We start from the raw sequence: 20,083 nt of genomic DNA, 5'->3' as shown, positions 1-20,083 counted from the left end.
GCGTGCGGGTGCAGCACCCGCACGCGGCCTCGCCGTCCCGCTTGGCAGCAAGGCATATTTCAGAGTAGAATGTTCGTCTTTGCTGGCAAAACCGCGCGTCGACCCAGTGCCGTGAAACTTCCGGAATTGCTTTTCAGCACCGGGCACCGAGCGCATTCCCTCCCGAAGGATTCTTCGCTAAATGACCACCATCCGAGTCAAGGAAAACGAGCCGTTTGACGTCGCCCTGCGTCGCTTCAAGCGCACCATCGAAAAGCTGGGCCTGCTGACCGAGCTGCGCGCACGCGAGTTCTACGAAAAGCCGACGACCGAGCGCAAGCGCAAGAAGTCGGCCGCCGTCAAGCGCCACTACAAGCGCGTGCGCAGCATGCAGCTGCCCAAGAAGCTGTACTGATCGCGCTGCGGTTCGAAGCCGCAACAAGACCAGCCCGCGCGGGACGCCGCTGCGGGCTTTTTCACGTCTGGGGCCCTGCCAGCCGCTGCGTCAGCGCGCGAGCCGCTTCCTGCAGCGAGACGATCGCATCCTCGCGCAGCGGATGCGCCGCGCGCCATTCTGGCTGCACGATCGCGACGTGGAACGGGATGGACACGCTGAACGGGCGGATCTCCAGCCCGGTGGCCGCCAGTTCCAGCGCCGTCAGCGGATTGACGATCGCCGCCCCCAGGCCCTGGCGCACCAGCGCGCAGACCGAGACGGCGCTGGCGGTCTCGAAGCGCAGGTCGCGCTGCACGCCCGCCTGGTCGAACACGGCATCCACCTGGAGACGGTAGGGATCGGTGGCGGCCAGGCTGATGAAGGCCTGCCCCTCGAAGTCGCTGGGCATGAGGCGCGATCGTGCCGCCAGCACATGCCCCGGCGGCAGCACGCAGACCTCGTCGGCCACCAGCAAGGTCTGCAGTCGGGTGGCCACGGGCGCGTCGCGGCGTTCGGTCAGGCCGAGATCGAAGCGTTGCTCGGTCAACGCGGCCTCCAACGAGGGCGACTCCAGCGGCGTGAGGACCACCGATGCCAACGGCTGACGGAGTGCGAACCGGGCGAACGCGTCGGGCAGCAAGGCGTGCGCCAGCGCGGGCAGGCAGGCGACCTGCAATCGGCCCTGGGCAAAGTGCCGCAGAGACGCGGCCGTGGCGGCAATGCGCTCCAGGCCGACGTACGACGCCTCGACCTCCTCCTGCAGCGCCAAGGCCCTCACGGTGGGCCGCAAACGCCCCTTGACCCGCTCGAACAGCGTGAAACCGAGCTCCCGCTCGAGGCGGGCCAGTTCACGGCTGACGGTGGGCTGCGAGGTGTGCAGCGCTTCGGCCGCGCGGGTGACCTGGCCGCTGCGCATCACGGCGCGGAAGATGTCGATCTGTCGATGGCTGATGGTCATATCAATATTGAATGCATTTCGAATGAGAAAGTATTTTCCAATATGCAATCCATGCCCGAAGATGCTCCCATGAATCCGTTCCCCCCTCTCAGCTTGCGTTCGCTGGCCGCCACCTACGGCACCCCGTTGTGGGTGTACGACGCCGCGACCATCCGCCGGCGCATCGCCGACCTGCGCGCCTTCGACACCATCCGCTACGCCCAGAAGGCCAACTCCAACACCCACCTGCTGCGCCTGATGCGCGCCGAAGGGGTGGTGGTGGACGCGGTCTCGCGTGGCGAAATCGAGCGCGCGCTGGCGGCGGGCTACAGCGCTGCGGTCGACGCCCGTGGCGCGTCCGGCATCGTCTTCACCGCCGACCTGTTCGACGCGGCCACGCTGGACACCGTGGTGCAGCACCGCATCCCGGTCAACGCCGGGTCGATCGACATGCTGGCGCAGCTCGGCCCGCGCTCGCCCGGACATCCGGTGTGGCTGCGCATCAACCCCGGCTTCGGCCATGGCCACAGCAACAAGACCAACACGGGCGGCGAACACAGCAAGCACGGCATCTGGCACGCCGACCTGGCGCTGGCATTGACCACCGTTGCACACCACGGACTGCGGCTGGTGGGTCTGCACATGCACATCGGCTCGGGGGTGGACTACAGCCACCTCGAACAGGTCTGCGCGGCGATGGTGGCCCTGGTCAAGCAGGCCGGGGTCGATATGAACGCCATTTCCGCCGGTGGCGGCCTGTCGGTGCCGTACCGCGACGGCGAGACTCCGATCGATACCGCGCACTACTTCAGCCTGTGGGACGCGGCGCGACGCGAGATCGAACGCCACCTGGGCCATGCGGTGCACCTGGAGATCGAGCCGGGCCGTTACCTGGTGGCCGAGGCCGGCGTGCTGGTGACCGAAGTCCGCGCCACCAAGCGCATGGGGGGCAACCGCTTCGTGCTGGTCGATGCCGGCTTCTCGGACCTGATGCGCCCGGCCATGTACGGCAGCTTCCATGCGATGAGCCTGATCCCGGCCGACGACACGGTGCGCCCGCTGCAGGCCAGCGTCGTGGCCGGCCCCTTGTGCGAATCGGGCGACGTGTTCACCCAAGGCGAAGGCGGCGTGGTGCTGACCCGCGATCTGCCGGAGGCGCGGGTCGGCGACCTGCTGGCGCTTCATGACGCCGGGGCCTACGGCGCGTCCATGTCGAGCAACTACAACACCCGGCCGCTGATCGCCGAGGTGCTGGTGGACGGCGCGTCGCAGCGGCTGATCCGCCGTCGCCAGACCGTGGACGAATTGCTGGCGCTCGAAGCGCTTTGAATGCCGGGGGCTTTCGCATCCGCGACAATCCCCCGGACCGTATTCCAAGGACCCCCCCCGTGAGCCTGAAAGACCGCATCACCGAAGACATGAAGGCCGCGATGCGCGCCAAGGACAGTGATCGCCTGTCCGCCATCCGCATGCTGCTGGCGGCCTGCAAGCAGAAGGAAGTCGACGAGCGCATCGTGCTCGAGGACGCGATGGTGGTCGGCCTGGTCGACAAGCTGATCAAGCAGCGCAAGGACTCGATCGCCGCCTACGTCCAGGCCCAGCGGCAAGACCTCGCCGACAAGGAAGCGGCCGAGGTGGCCGTGCTGCAGGCCTATCTGCCTGCACGGCTGAGCGCCGACGAGATCGCTGCGGAGGTCGCCGCCATCGCGGCCGAACTGGGGGCCAGCGGCCCGGGCGACATGGGCAAGGTGATGGGCGCGGTGAAGACCCGCCTGGCCGGCAAGGCCGACATGGGCCTGGTCTCTGCCGCCGTCAAAGCCGCCCTCGCCCGCTGAATCCACCGCCCGTTTGAGGACTCGCCATGCAAACCCATTTGTCGCTCCACCCGATCGCCGACCAGGTCTGGGCCTCGCCCCAGCTCGACGCCGCCGCCATGGCCGAACTGGCCCGCCTGGGCGTCAAGGCGGTGATCAACAATCGACCGGACTTCGAAGGCGGCACCGATCAGCCGACCAGCGCAGCCATCGGCGCGGCGGCCCAGGCCGCCGGCCTCCAGTACCGTCATCTGCCGGTCAACGGCGCCTACCAATCGCCCGAAGAGATCGCCGCCTTCGCGCAATTGCTGAAGGATTTGCCGCGGCCGCTGCTGTGCTTCTGCCGTTCGGGCGCACGCTCGACCAAGCTGTACCACGCGGCGATGATGCTCTGAGCAAGGCGGCGGGCTCCGGCGCCGCCAGCCGTCTCAGCTGCCCAGATAGGCTTGCTGCACGCGGGGTTCGTCGAGCAATTCGGCGCCGCTGCCCTGCAGCACGATCTGGCCGTTTTCCAGCACATAGGCGCGGTCGGCGATCTTCAGCGCCTGGCGCACGTTCTGCTCGACCAGGAAGATGGTCAGCCCTTCGGCGTTGATGCGCCGAAGCGTCCGGAAGATATCCTGCACGATGATGGGCGCCAATCCCATCGAGGGTTCGTCCAGCAGCAGCAGGCGTGGCCTGGCCATCAGCGCGCGCCCGATCGCCAGCATCTGCTGCTCGCCGCCCGACAGGTTGCCCGCCAGACCATGCTCGCGCTCCTTCAGGCGCGGGAACAGCGTGTAGACATGGTCCAGGTCGCGCAGGCGCGCGGCGTGACCGTCCTTGCGCGTGTAGGCCCCCAGTTCCAGGTTCTCTCGCACCGTCAGCGTGGTGAGCGTGGCGCGGCCCTCGGCCACCTGCACCAGGCCGCCGGCGACGATGCGGTGAGAAGGCCAGTGGGTGATGTCCTGCCCGTCGAACAGCACGCGGCCGGCGGCCTTCCGGATCAGGCCTGAGAGCGCCAGCAAGGTGGTCGACTTGCCGGCCCCGTTGGCCCCCACCAGCGTCGTGATGCGGCCCGCCGGCAGCTCCAGGTCGATGCCGCGCACCGCCTCGATGTGGCCATAGCGCACCGCCAGGCCTTGCACGCTCAGCAGGCTGGCGGCCGCTGCGCCGACGGCCTGGCGGCCGGATTCGTCTGGCGCGACGCGGGCGTCGCGCTCCGTCGGACGCGCGGGCGTGCTCATCGCGACCCCTCCGCCACCGTCGCCTCGTCGTCCTCGCGGCCCAGGTAGGCCTCGATCACCTGAGGGTCGTTGCGGATCTGCTCGGGTCCGCCCTGGGCGATGATGCGGCCGAAGTTCAGCACCGCGATCTGCTCGCACAGGCCCATGACGAATCGCATGTCGTGCTCGATCATGAAGATGGTGTAGCCGCGGCCCTGGATGTTGCGGATCTCGTCCATCAACTCGGTTTTCTCGACGCTGTTCATGCCGGCCACCGGCTCGTCCAGCAGCAGCAGCTTGGGTTCGGTGGCCAGCGCGCGCGCCAGCTCGAGCTTGCGCTGTTCGCCGTACGAGAGGTTGTCGGCGATGTCGTCGGCCTTGTGGTCGAGCCTCATCCAGGACAGCAGCTCGCGGGCCCGGTCGCGGGCCTGGCGCTCGGCCGCGCGAAAGCCCCCCAGCCCGAACAGCAGGCCGGCGGCGCCATAGTGCAGGCGCGAATGCATGCCGACCACCACGTTGTCCAGCAGGCTCATTTCCTTGAACACGCGGATGTTCTGGAAGGTTCGCGCGATCCCCCCTGCCGTGATGCGGTGGGGCGGGATGCCCGCCAGATCGCGGCCCTCGAACGCGATCGTTCCCGAACTGGGAGGCAACAGGCCCGTGACCAGATTGATCACGGTCGTCTTGCCCGCACCGTTCGGCCCGATCAGGCCGAAGATACCACCCGCAGGAACGTCGAAGCTGACGTCCTGCAGCACCTTGAGACCGCCGAAATGGCGGGAGACGGAAGTCAGTTTCAGCATCGTCGCGCCCATGCTCAAGCGGACCGGCCGAACCAGCGGCGCAGCCGCGCCGGATCCCACAACCCGCGCGGCAAAAACAGCACGATGGCGACCAGGATCAGGCCGTTGACGACCAGTCGATAGTCCTGCAGGGAGCGCAGCAATTCGGGCAGCAGCGTCAGGATCGCGGCACCGGACAGCGGGCCCATCAGGCCGTTGATGCCGCCCAGGATCGTCATGGTCAGGATCTCCACGCCGCGGTCGAAGCCGAACTCGTTCGGGCCGATGAAGAAAGTCAGGTGGGCGTTCAGAGCCCCCGCCAGGCCGGCCAGCACCGCCCCGCCGACGAAGGCCAGCATCTTGTGCGCGTTGACATCGATGCCCATCAGGCCCGCCGCCGTCTCGTCGAGCTTGATGGCCTCGAACGCACGGCCGACCTTGGAGCGCCGCAGCCGCGCCAGCACCGCCAACGCCACCAGCAACGCCGCCAGCACGTGCCACCACTGGGTCAGCGGCGGAATGCCGTTCAGGCCCAAGGCACCGCCGGTGAGGTCTTCGGTGTTCAGGATCAGGATGCGCACCACCTCGCCGAAGGCCAGCGTGGCCATGGCCAGGTACACGCCCGACAGCCGCAGCGTCGGCTTGCCGATCAGGAAGGCCACCACCGCCGGTGCGGCCATGCCACCCGCCAGTGCCAGCGAGAACGGCGCACCGGCCGACATCGTCAGCAGCGCTGCCGTGTAGGCCCCGATGCCCATGAACGCGGCGTTGGCCATCGCCAGCAGGCCGCAGGACAAGGTCAGGTAGATCGACAGCGCCAGCAGCGCATTGGTGCCCAGGGTCAGCACCAGATTGCTGTAGACGGCCCAGAAAGTCTGAAGTTCTTCCATGACAAATCAGCCCCTGCCGGGCTGCCCCCACAGGACGGGAGCCCTCCCGGGGGCAGCGAACAAAGCGAGCGTGGTGACCATCGATCAGACCTTGCGCTCGTTGACGGTGCCGAACAGGCCCTTGGGGCGCACCAGCAGCACCGCGAACAGCAGGCCGAAGGCCACCGCGTCACGCATCGTCGAGCCGATGTAGGCCACCGACAGCACCTCGGCGAAGCCCAGGAACATGCCCGCCAGCATCGCGCCGCGGATGTCGCCCATGCCGCCCAGGATGATCACGGCGATGCCCTTGTGCATGATGGGCTGACCCATCATCGGGAACAGCGCATTCGAGTACAGGCCGATCAGCACACCGGCCACGCCGCCCAGGCCGGCGGCGGCGAACGAGGTCAGCATGAACAGGCCGCCGACATTGATGCCCAGCAGCGCGGCGGCACGCGGCGATTCGGCGATCGCCCGCAGCGCCCGGCCGAGCTGCGTCTTGCGCAACACCAGCAGCAGCACCGCCATCAAGCCGAACGACAGCCCGATGATGCCGAGCTCCAGCACGGTCACGTCCAGCCCGCCCAGGTTCAGGCTGGCCTGCGGCAGCACCTCGGCCGGGAAGCGCTGGTTCTCGGCCCCGAACAAGCCTTGCACCAGGCTGTTGAGCGCGATGCCCAGGCCGATCGTGGCGATCATCGGAATCAGGTGCGGCGCGTCGCGGGCGCGCAGCGGGCGCAGCACCAGCGCATCGATCACCAGCCCCAGCAGGCCAGAGAACACGAAGGCGAACGCCAGCGCGGCGCCCAGCGGCAGGTGCAGCCGGGTGATGGCCTCGAGCGCCGCATAGGCGCCGACCATGAAGACCGAGCCGTGCGACAGGTTGATCACACCCAGCACGCCGAACACCAGCGTGAAGCCGAGCGCGAACAAGGCGTAGACGCTGCCCAGCGACAAGGCGTTGAAAAGTTGCTGTTCGAGCACGGGAAGGACTGGCAGAGGTCAAAGACGACGGCCCGCGACAACGCTGCCGCGGGCCGTCAGCGAGCCGGCGCGCGGCTTACTTCTGGATCGCGAAGCGACCGTTGTGGGTCACGCTGACGATCGCCGTCTGGTTGGCGTCGTAACCGGCCGGCTTGCCGGCCTTGTCGGTGGCCCGGCGGAACGCGAACGGACCGGTGGCGCCGACCCACTTGATGCCCGGCAGCGCCGCTTGCATGGCGGCGCGATCGCGGTTCAGGTCGCCGCTGAGGTGCACCTTCTTGAGCGCGGCGGCCGCGATGTGCATCGCGTCGTAGGCCTGGGCGGCGAACTGGTCCGGCGCCGTCTTGAACTTCTTGGTGTAGGCCACCACGAAGCTGGCGTTTTCCTTGGCCTGGTTCTCGATCGACCAGGGGCTGCCGACCCACAGGCCATCCGACGCCCCCTTGGCCAGGTCGAAGACCTTGACCGAGTTCATGCCGTTGCCGCCGATGATCGGCAGGTTCAAGCCGAGCTGGCGGGCCTGGACCATGATCGGCGCGCCCTCGGCCAGCAGGGCCGACAGCACGATCGCATCCGGGTTGGTGGCCTTGATCTTGGTGAGCTGGGCCTTGAAGTCCACGTCGCCCTTGGCGAAGGTCTCGGTCGTCGTGACCGGAATGTGCTGGGCCTCCAGCGCCTTCTTGAAGTTGTCGTAGCCGCTCTTGGTGAACACATCGTCGTTGCCGTAGAGCACGGCGACCTTCTTGATGTGGTTGATCTTGACGGCCTCGGCGATCGTCACCGGCAGCACGTCGGCTTCGGTCACCGAGTTGCGAAACACGTGGTCGCCGATCGAGGTGATGCCGTCAGCGGTGTTCGAGGTGCCGAACACCACGGTTCCCGAGGCCTGCGCGATCGGGTCGGCGGCCTGCGCCGAATTCGACAGCGTCGGGCCGAAGACCATTAGCACGCGGTCCTGGAAGATCAGCTTCTTGAAGGCGTTGATCGCCTCTTCCTTCTTGCCCTGCTCGTCTTCGATCGTCAGCGCCAGCGTGTTGCCGTTGACACCACCGGCCGCATTGATCTCGTCGGTCGCCAACTGGAAGCCGTTGCGGATGCTCTGACCGTATTGGGCGGCGCCGCCGGAAAGGGCTTCGGCGACGCCGATCTTGACCTCGGCGGCCTGGGCCGCCAGACCCAGGCTGAGCAATGCGGTGGCAATCAGGGTCTTGGAAGAATGGGACGGGAACTTCAAGGGAGTCTCCTGTTGGCGAAGAGCGAAGCGCGCATGATAGCCCGGTCGGCCGGCACCCCGGCCGACACCGACGACCTCAGTTCCCGGCCACCTTCATGTGGTCAAGCAGGATCGAGCCGGTCGTCTTGGCCCCCATGTTGAAGGCGTCCGCGCCGACGGCCACGACATCGCGCAGCATGTCGCGCAGGTGGCCGGCGATCGTGATCTCGTGCACCGGGTAGGCGATACGGCCGTCCTCGACCCAGTAGCCCGCGGCGCCGCGCGAATAGTCGCCGGTGACGTAGTTGACGCCCTGGCCCATCAGCTCGGTGACGAACAGGCCGCGGCCCAGCTTGCGCAGCATCTGCTCCAGGTGGTCGCCGGGCTGGGTCAGCCGGCTCGTCAGGCGCAGGTTCTGCGAGCCGCCGGCGTGACCTGTGGTCGCCAGCCCCAGCTTGCGCGCCGAATAGCTCGACAGGAAATAGCCCTGCACCACGCCGGCGCGCACCACGCTGCGCGCGCGGGTGCGCACGCCCTCGTCGTCGAACGGGGCGCTGCCCTTGCCTCCGCGCAGATGCGGCTCCTCGATCACGTCGATGTGGCCGGCCCAGACCTGCTGGCCCAGCGTGTCCTGCAGAAAACTGGCCTTGCGGTAGAGCGCGCCCCCGCTGGTGCCTTGCACGTAGGCCCCCAGCAGCCCGGCCGCGACCGTGGACTCGAACAGCACCGGCACCTCGCAGGTCGCGATCTTGCGCGACTTCAGGCGCGACAGCGCACGCTCGGCCGCATAGCGCCCGACCGATTCCGGCGATGCCAGGTCAAGGGCATTGCGCATCGACGTGTACCAGTAGTCGCGCTGCATGTCGCGGCCCTTGCCGGCGATCGGCGCCACCGACAGCGAATGCCGGGAGCTGGCGTAGCCGCCCCGAAAACCGCGGCTGTTGCCGGCCCAGAAATGCGACTGCTGGGCCGACACCGAGCCGCCCTCGGAATTGGTGATGCGGCGATCCACTGTCAGCGCGGCATCCTCGGCACGCCGCGCCAGCTCGGCGGCCGCGTCCGCGTCCAGGGCCCAGGGGTGGAACAGGTCGAGGTCCATCGCAGCCTCTTCCGGGCTGACCAGATCGGCTTCGTCGGGCAAGCCCGCGGCCGGATCTTCCGCCGTGAAACGCGCGATGTCGTAGGCCGCCCTGACCGTCTGCTCCAGCGCATGGCGCGAGAAATCGGAACTGCTGGCATTGCCGCGCCGCTGGCCGAGATAGACCGACACGCCGACCGACTTGTCGCGATTGCGCTCGACATTCTCGACCTCGCCCTTGCGCACCGACACGCTCAGGCCACTGCCCTCGGACACCTCGACGCCGGCATCGCTGGTGCCCAAGGACTGGGCCATCGCCAGCACGTCGTCGACGATCTGCTGGAACTGTTCGCGGGAATAGGCAAAGCCCTGGTCGGAGGAGGAGATCATCGAATGCTCGTGGTCGGGCCGCGGTCGGCAGGCGGCGCCCGGGGTGGGCGGGACTGCTCGCGGCTGGTGAATTGCGGGACAATCATAGCCATTGCCACCTGAGAGCCTTGCCCCTCCGCCCTCCATGCGCCGCGCGCCCCCGCCCATCGAAGACGCCGCGCCCGACGCCGGCGAAGCCAACCGCCCCAGCAAATCGGCGCTCAAGCGCCAGATGCACGATCTGCAGTCCCTCGGCGAGGCCTTGTGCGAATTGCCGGCCTCGCGCTGTCAGGCGCTCGACCTGCCGGAGGCGCTGCTCGACGCGCTGGCCGAATACCGCCGCACCCGGTCCCACGAGGGCCGGCGGCGCCAGATGCAATTCATCGGCAAGCTGATGCGCCAGACCGACGAGGCGCCGATCCGCGAAGCCGTGGCCGCCTTCCGCCTCGGCAGCGCCAAAGAGACGCTGGCCTTGCACGAGGCCGAACGCTGGCGCGAGGAACTGCTGGCGTCGGACGATGCGATCACCCGCTGGGTCAACGCCCATCCCGCCACCGACGCGCAACAACTGCGCAGCCTGGTCCGCTCCGCGCGCAAGAACGACCCGAGCGCCCTGCCGACCGGCGAGGCCCGCCACGCGCGCAGCTATCGCGACCTGTTCCAGCTAATCAAGGCCGCGCTTGCCGAAGCGGCGCGGCCGGCCCCTCTCGACACCGAATCCTCCGAATGACCGCCATGACTGCTTTCGACCCCGTCCGCATCGGCCTCGTCTCGATCAGCGACCGCGCCAGCGCCGGCATCTACGAAGACAAGGGTATTCCCGCGCTGCAGGACTGGTTGACCCGCGCGCTGCGCAATCCGCTGAAGTGGGAAACCCGGTTGGTACCGGACGACCTCGACACGATCAGCGCCGCCTTGCGCGAGCTCGTCGACGAGGCTGCCTGCGACTTGGTGCTGACCACCGGCGGCACCGGCCCGGCGCCGCGCGACGTCACCCCCGAGGCCACGCTGGCGGTGGCCACCAAGCTGATGCCGGGCTTTGGCGAGCAGATGCGGGCGATCAGCCTGCGCTTCGTCCCGACCGCCATCTTGTCACGCCAGGTGGCCGTGATTCGCGGCAAAGCCCTGATCATCAACCTGCCCGGTCAACCGAAGTCCATTGCCGAAACGTTACAGGGGCTGCCCGAGGCCATGCCGCCGGCACCCGGCATTTTCACCGCCGTGCCTTACTGCATCGACCTGCTGAGTGGCCCTTACCTCGACACCGACCCGGCGATCTGCGCCGCCTTCCGTCCCAAATCCGCGCAACGGCCCGCCCGAAGTTGATCGCTGCCCATGTCCCTGATGCCCCACCGCCTGCGCACTCTCGTCCTGACGCTGGCGGCCTGCGCCGCGGCGGCGCCCGGCTGGTCCGCCGAAGCGGCCCTGACCTACACCGTGTCGCCGCGCGACACCTTGATCGGCCTCGGCCGCACCCTGCTGGTGGCCCCGGCCGCCTGGCCAGAGGTGGCCCGGCTGAACCGCCTGCCGAATCCGAACCTGATCTACCCCGGGCAACGGCTGCAGGTACCGCTGCACCTGCTGCGCTCGGCCCAGGTGCCGGCGCGCGTGCTGAGCGTCGATGGCCAGGTCCGCATTGACGACCGGCCGGCCCAGGCCGGCGACATGCTGGCGCCAGGACAGCGCATGAGCACCGCCGAATCCAGTTCGGCCCTGCTGCAACTGGGCGACGGCTCCAAGGTCACGCTGGCACCGCTGAGCGATAGCGCGTTGATCGAGAACCGGCGCTTCTCCCTGCATCCCGCCGACGCGGCGGCCGGCGACGACGGCGTGTTTGCCACCACGATGCGTCTGGTGCGCGGCTCGATCGAAGTGCTGGCGACCAAGGTCTTGCGCGCCAAGCCGCTGGAGGTGACCACCCCGACCGCCGTGATCGGCGTGCGCGGGACCCAATACCGGGTCCATGCCGCGGACGCCACCTCCGGCACCGAAACCCTGGAGGGCAAGGTGCGCGCCGACGCCGATGCCGGCGGCGGTGTCGACGTCCCCGCGGGATTCGGCGCCGAAGTCCGGGCCGGCCAGACGCCGCAGGCCGTGCCTCTGGCGGCCGCACCCGACCTGTCCGCGCTGCCGACCCGCTTCGAGCGGCCGCTGCTGCGCTTCGCGCTGCCGGGCGAGACCTTGCCGCTGCGGGTCCAGGTGGCCTCCGATGCGGCCTTCGAACACCTGGTGCGCGATGAACGCGTCGCTCCCGGCACCGAGGCCCGCATTGCCGGCCTGCCGGACGGGACCTGGCACCTGCGGGTGCGCCGCATCGCCGCCGACGGCATCGAGGGCTACGACGCCGAACGCTCGGTGGTGCTCAAGGCGCGGCCCGAGCCGCCGGCACCGATGACGCCGGCCGCCCGCGCCAAGCTGCCGGTGGGCACCGTGCGCCTGTCCTGGGCCGACAACATCGAGGCCGACCACGACGTGTTGCAGGTGGCGCGCGACGCGGCGTTCACCCAGATCGTTCACGAGGACGACCAGGTCCGGAGCCATGGCAGCGCGCTCACCCTGCCGGACGAGGGCGTTTACCACTGGCGCCTGGCCAGCGTGCGGGCCGGCGGCGACCGCGGCCCCTGGGGCGACCCGCAGCGCTTCGTGCTGCGGCCCCTGCCCAGCCCGCCGACCGGCGGTCTGAGCGCCGACGGCAAGAGCCTGGAGGTGCGCTGGAGCGCGGAGCCGCAGGAACGGCAGCAGGTGGAACTGGCCCGCGACCCGGCCTTTCAACAGCCGATCGCGCAGGCCGATCTCGCGGCGGCCAGCTGGACCCTGCCCCGGCCTCCGATCGTCGGCAAGGCCTACTTCCGCTATCGGTCGGTGGAATCGGACGGCTTCGTCACGCCCTGGAGCAGCACGCTGGTGATCGACCTCCCGCGCGACTGGCACTTCCTGTGGCTGCTGCTGCCGTTGGCCTTCGGCCTTTGAACCGCGCGCGGCAAGCCCTTATTTGACCAGGCGGTTCAAGCGCTCGGCGTCAAACTGCTCGGTGGTCTGCGCGTCCTGCGGCACGCAGTCCGGCCCCGGCAGTTCGCGCGCCCGCTCCGACAGTTTCTCGATCGCCTGCCACAGCAGCGCGATCTGGTGTTCGTGCGAGGACGCGTTGTCGATCAGCCCCTTCATCGCCTGGGCCACCGGGTCGTCGCCGGCGGTCAGGCCGTAGGCCGAAAAACCCATCCGCGCCGCTGCGGTCTCGCGCGCCGCGTCGGCCTCGGCCTGGATGATGCGGGCCGGGTTGCCCACTGCCGTGGCACCGGCCGGGACCGGCTTGGTCACCACCGCGCCGGAGCCGACGCGGGCCCCCGCGCCCACCGTGAAGCCCCCCAGCACGGCCGCATGGGCGCCGACGATCACGCCCGCCTCCAGCGTCGGGTGGCGTTTGGCGCCCTTGACCAGCGAGGTTCCGCCGAGGGTCACGCCTTGGTAGATGGTGCAGCCCTCGCCGATCTCGGCCATTTCACCGATGACCACGCCCATGCCGTGGTCGATGAAGACGCGGCGGCCTATCGTCGCCCCGGGGTGGATCTCGATGCCGGTGAGCAGGCGGCTGAGGTGCGAGATGAACCGTCCAGCCCATTTCAACCCGTGGGTCCAGCACCAATGCGCGCGCCGGTGCAGGACCAGGGCGTGCAGCCCCGGGTAGCAGGTCAGCACCTCCCAGGCGGTGCGCGCGGCCGGGTCGCGCTCGAGGATGCAGGCGATGTCGTCGCGCAATCGGGAAAACATGGCGGCAGCGATGCAGTGGACGGTGGGTGGCAGATCGGTGTCGGGCCAGTGTAGCCCGCGGCGACGCAGGCTGCTCGGCGCTCAGCGACGGCCCCGATCGCCCGCGGGGCGGGGGTTCTGGATGGCGCGCGCGATGCCGCGCAGGATGTGCACCTCCTCCGTCGTCAGCAGCGCGCGGTTGGCCAGTTGGTTCAGGCGCGGCAGCAGCTTCTTCGGAGCGGCCGGGTCGAGAAAGCCGATCTGGACCAGCGCCTGCTGCCAATGGGACAGCAAGCCCTGGATCGACGCACCATCGGCCCAGGCCGTCTCGGCGGTGCGCGGCACGACGGCAAAGCCGCCTTGCGCCTGTCGCCACTCGTAGGCCAGCACCTGGGCCGCCTGGGCGAGGTTGAGCGAGCCGAAGTCGGGCTGGGTCGGTATCGACAGGCAGGCGTGGCAGCGGTACACGTCCTCGTTGGCCATGCCGAAGCGTTCGCTGCCGAACACGAACGCCAGGCGATGGCCCTGCCCGGCCAGCGCGGCCAGGTGCGGCCGCGGCGCCACGGTCGGTGGCCCGAAATCGCGCGGCGTCATCGCGGTGGCGCAGGCCCAGGTGACGCCGTCCAAAGCCTCCGGCAGGCTGGCCACCACACGTGCCTGGCGCAGCACATCGTCGGCGCCGCTGGCCATCGCCCGCGTTTCTTCGCGCTGCAGCACATCGGCGTGGCGCGGCGCCACCAGCACCAGGTCGGTGAAGCCCATCACCTTCATCGCCCGCGCGACGGCGCCGACGTTGCCCGGATGGCTGGTGGCGATCAGCACGAAGCGGGTGGGGTCGTGCGGCGACGCCGGCACGGCGGCGGGAGATGCGGAGCTGTCAGGCGTCACGAGGCGGTCCGGCGCTAGAATTCGCGGCTTGTCACGGGGCACCATTGTCGCCCCGGCCGCTCTTTGTCCGCCGCCAGATCGCCCACCCCGCCGCACGCCGCGGCCCCTCCCGCAGGTTGTTCCATGTCGCAAGCGCTCCACCCCATGCTCAACATCGCCGTCAAGGCGGCCCGCAACGCGGGGGCGATCATCAACCGGGCGTCGCTGGACGTGGACACGCTGAAGGTCAACACCAAGGCACCGAACGATTTCGTCACCGAGGTCGACCAGGCGGCCGAGCAGGCGATCATCGACACCTTGCTCACCGCCTACCCGGGCCACGGCATCCTGGCGGAAGAATCCGGGCGGACCCACGGCGCCAAGCACAGCGACTTCGTCTGGATCATCGATCCGCTCGACGGCACCACCAACTTCATCCATGGCTTCCCGGTCTACTGCGTGTCGATCGCGCTGGCCTTCCGCGGCAAGATCGAGCAGGCGGTCGTCTACGACCCCACCCGCAACGACTTGTTCATCGCCTCCAAGGGGCGTGGCGCGTACCTGAACGACAAGCGCCTGCGCGTGTCCAAGCGCACGCGGCTGGCCGACGCGCTGATCGGCACCGGCTTTCCGTTCCGCAAGGGCGACAACATCCAGCGCTACCTGAAGATGTTCGAGGCGGTGCTGCCGCACTGCGCCGGCGTGCGCCGCCCCGGCTCGGCCGCGCTGGACCTGTGCTACGTGGCGGCGGGCTACTACGACGGCTTCTTCGAGACCGGGCTGCAGCCCTGGGATGTCGCCGCCGGCTCGCTGATCGTCACCGAGGCCGGTGGCCTGATCGGCAATTTCACCGGCGAGGCGGACTTCCTCCACCAGCGCGAAGTGGTGGCCGGTTCGCCCAAGGTCTATGGCCAGCTGGTGCAGTTGCTGACGCCGTTCACCCGCGTGATCTCGGACGAAGAGATGCCGGCCGCCGGCACCCCCGCCGACGCCGCGGACGCGGTGGCCGCAGCGCTCGCTGCAGCACCCGCCGCGCGCAAGCCGATCCGCCTGCGCAAGGCCGCGGCCGACGACGCGGCGAAGTGACCCGGTCGGCCAGGCGACAGCGGCGGTGAGTCAGGCCACGATCGCGCCCGCGGCGGGCGAGGACTTTCATGGGCACACGCCCATGATGTCCCAGTGTTTTCTAAGCCTTGCATGACAAGGACTTAGCGCGATGTTACAGGTCTTGGCTACGCTCTAGCTACAGCTCACAGACAGGAGCCCAGCCGAAGGAGAATGCGGAGGCGCTCCGTTCAGAAGGCCGTGCGCTTCAGTAGCTCCTTGGGAACAATCTTCAGGATGCGCGGCAGGTAGGTCTTGTTGAACCAGCCCGGGAAGTCACCGCCGGAGCGCGCCTTGTCGGGGTTCGAGGCAGCGAACAGCCCTTCATGGAACTGAAGCAGCGGAAGGTATTCGGGTGCTGCGCGGGTTCTCAGCGCCTTCATGAGGTCTGAGCCGACGCCCAACTGCTTGCGGCACTTGAGGACCAGCAGCTCATAGGGCGTCATCTCGAAGTCAGTTGTCACGGTGGAAAGTCCACAGAGGGCCGCGGCCGCTCCGAGCTCGAAGGCGTCGGTGCTCTCGACGACCTTCCCCGCGACGTGAAGCTTCAGGCGCACACCCCTCTTGGCTGAGTGAAGCGTCACCCTTGGCTTGGCATCCACGGGCTTGGCCGAGGCACCGAAGCGCTCAGGACGGGCTGCGGCGGCTCCCAGAGGGGCGCTACACGGGTTTCCAGCCCACTTCTCGCTGTGCTTGTGGTCCAGGCGCCACCAAGCCAAGCCCTTCTCGAGAATGAGGCGGAAGTCCTGGTCGAACCCGACAAAGGGGCCCAGTGCGGCTCGCCAGGTATCCCGAAGCTGCGAGCCGTCGAGGGAGTCGACAAAACGGTCAGTGGCGACGAGGACAGCCGCCTCATCAAGCCGGGGGCAGCGCGTGACCGGTTGTAGTCCCCAATCGAGCAGCTGCTTGTAAGCCGGACTTTCCCGAAACTGGTACCAGCGTTGGCTTTTTGCTTGTTCGGCATCGGACAGCTTGTCGGGTTTGTCGCTGAGGCGTGAAGTCAACATCTGTTCATGCCAGATGCCGAGCTCAAGGAACTCGGCCAGAAACTGCGCGAAGGTCTCGCCATTGCGGGCTGACTTGATGGGCGTCGACAGCATAGGCCCGAGAACAGGGTTCTGTCGTGCGTCGCCTCGGTGAAGGCGAGGTGCTTCAGCTGCTGCCGCCTTGGCATGCACGAACTCCCGCGCAGCGCGCAGGTGGTTTTGGATGCCCGACTTGGGCATCAGCGCCTTCACCTTCTTGGCGTCGCCCGATTTGACTGCCGCCAGATAATCCGCCATGTAGGGGCCGCAGGCTTCGACCTGCTCACGCTCCCGCCTGGAAATCATGCTCTCGGAGGTGAGCCGAATGCTCGCCAGCTCCGGGGGCAAGCTTCGCAGATGACTGGAGAAGTCAAGGTTGAGGACCTGGTGGGCCGCCAACATGTCCTCGAAGCTGTCGGTGAATTCGGCCAGGTTCAGGCCCCAGCGTGCAAACACGGAGACCAGGTGGTCATAGATGGCTTTGCTTTCAAAGCACACCTTTTCGGTATCCGCGTCGAAGCAGACGTCAGCCAGGGAGAACTTCCACGGGTCCGCGTAGAGCCCCAAGCCGAACTGGTGTGTAGTGGGCTGAGCCTCGTCGACAGGAGCGTTCCTTGCTGTATTGCGGCGAGCCAGCACATCGGCCAAGCTGACGACCTCCGCGGTACTCCGCGGCGCGGTGCTCATGTCGCGTCAGCCTGACCGGTGGCCACAGGACCATGCGGTTCCTCAGCTCGAACAACGCGGCACCAGTCGACTCAAGGCTCGGATGGGGCTTCTGCCGCCGCCCTGAAGGCGTCCATCACCTTCTTGTCATGCGCCTCGCGGGCAATGGCGCCGGCGGACAGTGGGTGCCCCTCGTCGTCATAGGCCGCGGCACGGGCAAATCGGGTGAAGAGCTGAGCTTCGGCAGGGACCAGGGCGAGCACCTTGGGCAACGATTTCTTTTCCCATTGTTCAATCAGCCCCAGTTGGGAACGCGCACCGTTCGAGCCCATGTAGAAGCCACTACCGAAGCGCTTGATGAACCAGGCTTCGTGACGCTTGCGGCCGGCCTTGTCGTAGCTGAGCGTCTCCACCTTCACGCTGTGAAAGTGGGCGTTTGAACGCAGACGAAGCGGCTCGTCCTCTTTGAAGCTGGGCATGTGGACTTTCACCGAGCTCGCCCCCATGACGAAGGCGGCCAAGCCCAGGAGATGCCCGTCATCGGCCTTCACAACGTGTTCGCCAACCGTCAGCGTGCCCATGAAGTGCCCGCTCTCGAAGTCCAAAGACTTTCCGGCCCCGGGAAGTGCCTTCAAGGTGAGGACACCGGGCTGTTTGCGGGGTTTCTTGGCCGAAGCGAAGTTCGGCCGAAAGGCGACGACGGTAGCAGTCATGTTCAAGCTGAGTGCGAGTATTTCGCCAGTATCGGCAGGGCGCGCCGCTTCTTAAGCAGACCCGCTGCGCATCCCCGACTACAGCGCCTTCTACGTCGCCAAGCGTCAGCTCAACTTGCCCACGCACTTCGGCGACCTGGCACGAAGACGAGGCGCAGCGTTATAGAACAGGTACATAGCCGAGGGACAAGACCACCTGTGCTCAGGAGGCTGCCCAAGGGCAACGCCGCGTCCTAACGGCAAAGGCCTGACACATTCGGCACCGGCTTCGGGCCAATCCCAAGCGCGCCGTGACCTGCCTCTGAAAACTGTCCGTGCGACGCAAAAAGACCCCGGCTCCGCCGTGCGGCAGACCCGGGGAAACTCACTCTCTAACCTGACTCCAGACGGAAGCGCATACATCGAGAGCAAGAACCGCATGGCCGCGCCGACGCGGCCGCGCAACACAGGCTGCCGCAGTTCCGCCGAAGTCGTCTGCAGTGCTTAGGCTCCAAACGTGATGGTTCGGGCCGAATCTTGCAGATGCTTGGTGTAGAGAGTCGTTTTATGTCTGCCCCAAACCCCTGCGGTATTGACGACGCCGTCCGCCCAGACTTGGCCAGTCAAGCGCTCGTTTCGCCAGAAGGTCGACCTCGCAGAGCCGAGTTTGTGGTGGTACGCAAAGGACACTCGGCTACTAGCCCGACGATGCTGCAGCTATTGCACCACCGGGGCAAGCGTGAGAATGTGGCGCTGCGGCAGCGCGGGCGAACCAGGCCCATATCAGCCACGGGCCTCGCTGTCGAAACTTGCTTACCCTCCCCACGTGACCAGCTTTGCCTGCCCACAGCGCCAAGTTGGCCGTGCCTACGGGCCGAGCGGTCCCCGAGTTCGACATAGAACGCTTCCGCGCCCCGAGGAAGCAAGTCTGTTGGTGAGGGTCTAAGTCAGGGGTGTTGCCTGCAGGAGCATTTCTAAGGCTCGCGCATCACCAGCTCGATGGGCCGTGCAGTCACGCGCGTTGTCTTGGCTTGCGGGTTGTATTCAACCACCGCAAAGCGACCCCTGGCCGAGCCTTCAATCGACTCCATGCGCCCTGTCCGAAACGGGTTCAACTGGAAAATGACGGTCTCCGTATTTTCAGGCCAGGAATCGACACGTGACTCCCCCCAGCTGAGGTCGAACGTCACCGCTGGCCCCGTCACCAAGTCCGGGACCGACCGCGATTCGGTGTAATGCAGCCTGCCGCTGATGGAGCCCATGCTTCCTGCGTCGACCCAGTTCTTGCCAGTTCCAGTACACACCAGCCTGGCGGTGATGCCGGTCGGGGTGGTGCTTTCGAGCAGCCAGACGCCATTGCTCGCAAACTCCTGCCGCCAGTCAACGCTGCTCACGTCGATGAGGTATCCAGGCGTCGGCGTCACGGACACGGCCACTCTCTCGATGCCCTCACCGCGGGGCGATTCGCAACGCCGCGGTGTGACCTTGGCCACCGTCTCCACGCGGGTGGTGCGCAAACGAGGAGTGAGCGTCGCAGGTCCGATGACCTTCGGATAGACGACCAGCTGCACCGGGTAAGTCTTCGGTACGAAGTCGTCGAAGAACACCCATTTCGTCTTCCGCTCGAAGACTTGGACCGTCGATGGCACTACCACCGGCCGGTCGGTTACCGGGTCGTGCGGAGGAACCGCGAATCGGAGCTCCGTGTCGAAAGCGGTTACCGGCGACGTCACCGCCTTGCCATGCCTGAGGGTCGGCGGGGCGTTGGTGAGCGACAGCCCTTTGACCGCAAACTCTCGCTTCGGGTCGGTCGCCACGCTGAAGAGCGGATAGACCCTAGTGACGCGCGGAATGTCCTTGGTGAACGGCAGGTTCGAGACCGTCATCGCGAGGGCGCCGCTGGTGCGCTCGATGGCCTCCGTCGCGTTGGTTGCGGTGTCGTTCAGCGCATCGGTCGTCGTTCGAATGTCTTGGAACAACCGGTAGCGCTCGCCTCCCAGCGCACTGACCGTCTCCTTGAGCGAGTCGGAGTATTCCTGCCGGAACAGCGCGATGGCCGACAGCACGCCCTGGGCGGCGGTCATGGCGATGCCCTTCCCCTGGGCGCCGGCCTCGTTCAAGACGTTGAGAGCTCCGCGTTCTGCTTGGTCGAGATACCCCGCCACCGGGTCAATCGGCCTTTGCGCCTGAGCGCAAGTCATCAAGAGGAGCAGAGACGCCGAGACGACGGAATACTTCATCCGAACCCCCAAGGTCGCAACCTGCACGCGACCACGTGCAGTAGATGCCGCCCGGGGAGAGCTTAGGGGAGAA

General features: G+C 67.6%; 20 protein-coding genes. 8 read left to right on the top strand and 12 right to left on the bottom strand.

Annotated elements, in window-relative coordinates:
- The first annotated feature begins 181 nt into the window (after positions 1–181).
- The gene (gene rpsU, locus AC0N04_RS12040) at positions 182–394 is read left to right on the top strand and encodes a 30S ribosomal protein S21 (protein ID WP_474281871.1); all 213 of its coding nucleotides are present in this window, start codon (positions 182–184) and stop codon (positions 392–394) included.
- A 61-nt stretch (positions 395–455) separates the two neighbouring features.
- On the opposite strand, the gene AC0N04_RS12035 is transcribed toward rpsU, so the two are convergent.
- A complete protein-coding gene (locus AC0N04_RS12035; RefSeq protein ID WP_474281869.1) occupies positions 456–1,373 on the bottom strand; it encodes a LysR family transcriptional regulator in 918 nt (305 codons plus the stop codon).
- 69 nt (positions 1,374–1,442) lie between these two features.
- On the opposite strand from AC0N04_RS12035, the gene lysA reads away from it, so the two are divergent.
- From lysA to AC0N04_RS12020, 3 genes are read left to right on the top strand one after another with little or no spacing between them, the layout of a single operon-like run.
- The gene (gene lysA, locus AC0N04_RS12030; RefSeq protein ID WP_474281867.1) at positions 1,443–2,681 is read left to right on the top strand and encodes a diaminopimelate decarboxylase; all 1,239 of its coding nucleotides are present in this window, start codon (positions 1,443–1,445) and stop codon (positions 2,679–2,681) included.
- Between the two features lie 59 nt (positions 2,682–2,740).
- Complete coding sequence (locus AC0N04_RS12025; RefSeq protein WP_474281865.1) at positions 2,741–3,187, top strand: GatB/YqeY domain-containing protein; 447 nt, start codon at positions 2,741–2,743, stop codon at positions 3,185–3,187.
- A 26-nt stretch (positions 3,188–3,213) separates the two neighbouring features.
- The gene (locus AC0N04_RS12020) at positions 3,214–3,561 is read left to right on the top strand and encodes a protein tyrosine phosphatase family protein (protein WP_474281863.1); all 348 of its coding nucleotides are present in this window, start codon (positions 3,214–3,216) and stop codon (positions 3,559–3,561) included.
- 33 nt (positions 3,562–3,594) lie between these two features.
- Here AC0N04_RS12020 and AC0N04_RS12015 read toward each other — a convergent pair whose 3' ends face one another.
- The 6 genes from AC0N04_RS12015 to pmbA all read right to left on the bottom strand — a co-directional run bounded on the left by AC0N04_RS12015 (position 3,595) and on the right by pmbA (position 9,690).
- Entirely contained in the window at positions 3,595–4,392 is a 798-nt protein-coding gene (locus tag AC0N04_RS12015) for an ABC transporter ATP-binding protein (RefSeq protein WP_474281861.1), read from the bottom strand.
- Complete coding sequence (locus AC0N04_RS12010) at positions 4,389–5,174, bottom strand: ABC transporter ATP-binding protein (protein ID WP_474281859.1); 786 nt, start codon at positions 5,172–5,174, stop codon at positions 4,389–4,391. Before AC0N04_RS12010 ends, AC0N04_RS12015 begins: the two co-directional genes overlap by 4 nt.
- 14 nt (positions 5,175–5,188) lie before the next feature.
- Positions 5,189–6,043 carry a branched-chain amino acid ABC transporter permease gene (locus AC0N04_RS12005; RefSeq protein ID WP_474281857.1) on the bottom strand — a complete coding sequence of 285 codons (855 nt, stop codon included), beginning with the start codon at positions 6,041–6,043 and terminating at the stop codon, positions 5,189–5,191.
- A gap of 84 nt (positions 6,044–6,127) precedes the next feature.
- Positions 6,128–7,009, bottom strand: coding sequence for a branched-chain amino acid ABC transporter permease (locus AC0N04_RS12000; RefSeq protein ID WP_474281854.1), 882 nt, complete (start codon positions 7,007–7,009; stop codon positions 6,128–6,130).
- Between the two features lie 76 nt (positions 7,010–7,085).
- A complete protein-coding gene (locus AC0N04_RS11995; RefSeq protein ID WP_474282065.1) occupies positions 7,086–8,213 on the bottom strand; it encodes an ABC transporter substrate-binding protein in 1,128 nt (375 codons plus the stop codon).
- A 106-nt stretch (positions 8,214–8,319) separates the two neighbouring features.
- A complete protein-coding gene (gene pmbA / locus AC0N04_RS11990; RefSeq protein ID WP_474281852.1) occupies positions 8,320–9,690 on the bottom strand; it encodes a metalloprotease PmbA in 1,371 nt (456 codons plus the stop codon).
- 124 nt (positions 9,691–9,814) lie between these two features.
- On the opposite strand from pmbA, the gene yjgA reads away from it, so the two are divergent.
- Genes yjgA through AC0N04_RS11975 form a run of 3 tightly spaced genes read left to right on the top strand, consistent with a single transcriptional unit; the run spans position 9,815 to position 12,639 of the window.
- A complete protein-coding gene (yjgA, locus tag AC0N04_RS11985) occupies positions 9,815–10,399 on the top strand; it encodes a ribosome biogenesis factor YjgA (protein ID WP_474281850.1) in 585 nt (194 codons plus the stop codon).
- 5 nt (positions 10,400–10,404) lie between these two features.
- The gene (mog, locus tag AC0N04_RS11980; RefSeq protein WP_474281848.1) at positions 10,405–10,995 is read left to right on the top strand and encodes a molybdopterin adenylyltransferase; all 591 of its coding nucleotides are present in this window, start codon (positions 10,405–10,407) and stop codon (positions 10,993–10,995) included.
- A 9-nt stretch (positions 10,996–11,004) separates the two neighbouring features.
- Complete coding sequence (locus AC0N04_RS11975; protein ID WP_474281846.1) at positions 11,005–12,639, top strand: FecR domain-containing protein; 1,635 nt, start codon at positions 11,005–11,007, stop codon at positions 12,637–12,639.
- 18 nt (positions 12,640–12,657) lie between these two features.
- Here AC0N04_RS11975 and cysE read toward each other — a convergent pair whose 3' ends face one another.
- Entirely contained in the window at positions 12,658–13,437 is a 780-nt protein-coding gene (cysE, locus tag AC0N04_RS11970) for a serine O-acetyltransferase (RefSeq protein ID WP_474281844.1), read from the bottom strand.
- An 81-nt stretch (positions 13,438–13,518) separates the two neighbouring features.
- Complete coding sequence (locus AC0N04_RS11965; protein ID WP_474281842.1) at positions 13,519–14,304, bottom strand: RNA methyltransferase; 786 nt, start codon at positions 14,302–14,304, stop codon at positions 13,519–13,521.
- A gap of 123 nt (positions 14,305–14,427) precedes the next feature.
- Here AC0N04_RS11965 and AC0N04_RS11960 point away from each other — a divergent pair, with 123 nt between their 5' ends.
- On the top strand, positions 14,428–15,369 hold the full coding sequence (locus tag AC0N04_RS11960; RefSeq protein ID WP_474281840.1) for an inositol monophosphatase family protein: 942 nt from the start codon (positions 14,428–14,430) through the stop codon (positions 15,367–15,369).
- 209 nt (positions 15,370–15,578) lie between these two features.
- On the opposite strand, the gene AC0N04_RS11955 is transcribed toward AC0N04_RS11960, so the two are convergent.
- The 3 genes from AC0N04_RS11955 to AC0N04_RS11945 all read right to left on the bottom strand — a co-directional run bounded on the left by AC0N04_RS11955 (position 15,579) and on the right by AC0N04_RS11945 (position 20,010).
- The gene (locus AC0N04_RS11955; protein ID WP_474281838.1) at positions 15,579–17,099 is read right to left on the bottom strand and encodes a hypothetical protein; all 1,521 of its coding nucleotides are present in this window, start codon (positions 17,097–17,099) and stop codon (positions 15,579–15,581) included.
- Positions 17,100–17,170: 71 nt separating this feature from the next.
- The gene (locus tag AC0N04_RS11950; protein ID WP_474281836.1) at positions 17,171–17,791 is read right to left on the bottom strand and encodes a hypothetical protein; all 621 of its coding nucleotides are present in this window, start codon (positions 17,789–17,791) and stop codon (positions 17,171–17,173) included.
- A gap of 953 nt (positions 17,792–18,744) precedes the next feature.
- Complete coding sequence (locus AC0N04_RS11945; protein WP_474281834.1) at positions 18,745–20,010, bottom strand: hypothetical protein; 1,266 nt, start codon at positions 20,008–20,010, stop codon at positions 18,745–18,747.
- Positions 20,011–20,083 lie beyond the last annotated feature (73 nt).

Source organism: Ideonella sp. sgz306126, assembly GCF_056032705.1.
Note: the sequence above shows the minus strand (reverse complement) of the source record. Positions and strands in the feature narration are given on the sequence as shown.

Excerpts from the sequence above, each read along its gene's own strand:
- cysE (WP_474281844.1), bottom strand. The coding sequence starts at position 13,437 with ATGTTTTCCCGATTGCGCGACGACATCGCCTGCATCCTCGAGCGCGAC.
- AC0N04_RS12020 (WP_474281863.1), top strand. The coding sequence starts at position 3,214 with ATGCAAACCCATTTGTCGCTCCACCCGATCGCCGACCAGGTCTGGGCC.
- AC0N04_RS11960 (WP_474281840.1), top strand. The coding sequence starts at position 14,428 with ATGTCGCAAGCGCTCCACCCCATGCTCAACATCGCCGTCAAGGCGGCC.
- AC0N04_RS11950 (WP_474281836.1), bottom strand. The coding sequence starts at position 17,791 with ATGACTGCTACCGTCGTCGCCTTTCGGCCGAACTTCGCTTCGGCCAAG.
- yjgA (WP_474281850.1), top strand. The coding sequence starts at position 9,815 with ATGCGCCGCGCGCCCCCGCCCATCGAAGACGCCGCGCCCGACGCCGGC.
- AC0N04_RS12015 (WP_474281861.1), bottom strand. The coding sequence starts at position 4,392 with ATGAGCACGCCCGCGCGTCCGACGGAGCGCGACGCCCGCGTCGCGCCA.
- rpsU (WP_474281871.1), top strand. The coding sequence starts at position 182 with ATGACCACCATCCGAGTCAAGGAAAACGAGCCGTTTGACGTCGCCCTG.
- AC0N04_RS12035 (WP_474281869.1), bottom strand. The coding sequence starts at position 1,373 with ATGACCATCAGCCATCGACAGATCGACATCTTCCGCGCCGTGATGCGC.
- mog (WP_474281848.1), top strand. The coding sequence starts at position 10,405 with ATGACTGCTTTCGACCCCGTCCGCATCGGCCTCGTCTCGATCAGCGAC.
- lysA (WP_474281867.1), top strand. The coding sequence starts at position 1,443 with ATGAATCCGTTCCCCCCTCTCAGCTTGCGTTCGCTGGCCGCCACCTAC.
- pmbA (WP_474281852.1), bottom strand. The coding sequence starts at position 9,690 with ATGATCTCCTCCTCCGACCAGGGCTTTGCCTATTCCCGCGAACAGTTC.
- AC0N04_RS11955 (WP_474281838.1), bottom strand. The coding sequence starts at position 17,099 with ATGAGCACCGCGCCGCGGAGTACCGCGGAGGTCGTCAGCTTGGCCGAT.
- AC0N04_RS11975 (WP_474281846.1), top strand. The coding sequence starts at position 11,005 with ATGTCCCTGATGCCCCACCGCCTGCGCACTCTCGTCCTGACGCTGGCG.
- AC0N04_RS12005 (WP_474281857.1), bottom strand. The coding sequence starts at position 6,043 with ATGGAAGAACTTCAGACTTTCTGGGCCGTCTACAGCAATCTGGTGCTG.
- AC0N04_RS11945 (WP_474281834.1), bottom strand. The coding sequence starts at position 20,010 with ATGAAGTATTCCGTCGTCTCGGCGTCTCTGCTCCTCTTGATGACTTGC.
- AC0N04_RS12010 (WP_474281859.1), bottom strand. The coding sequence starts at position 5,174 with ATGCTGAAACTGACTTCCGTCTCCCGCCATTTCGGCGGTCTCAAGGTG.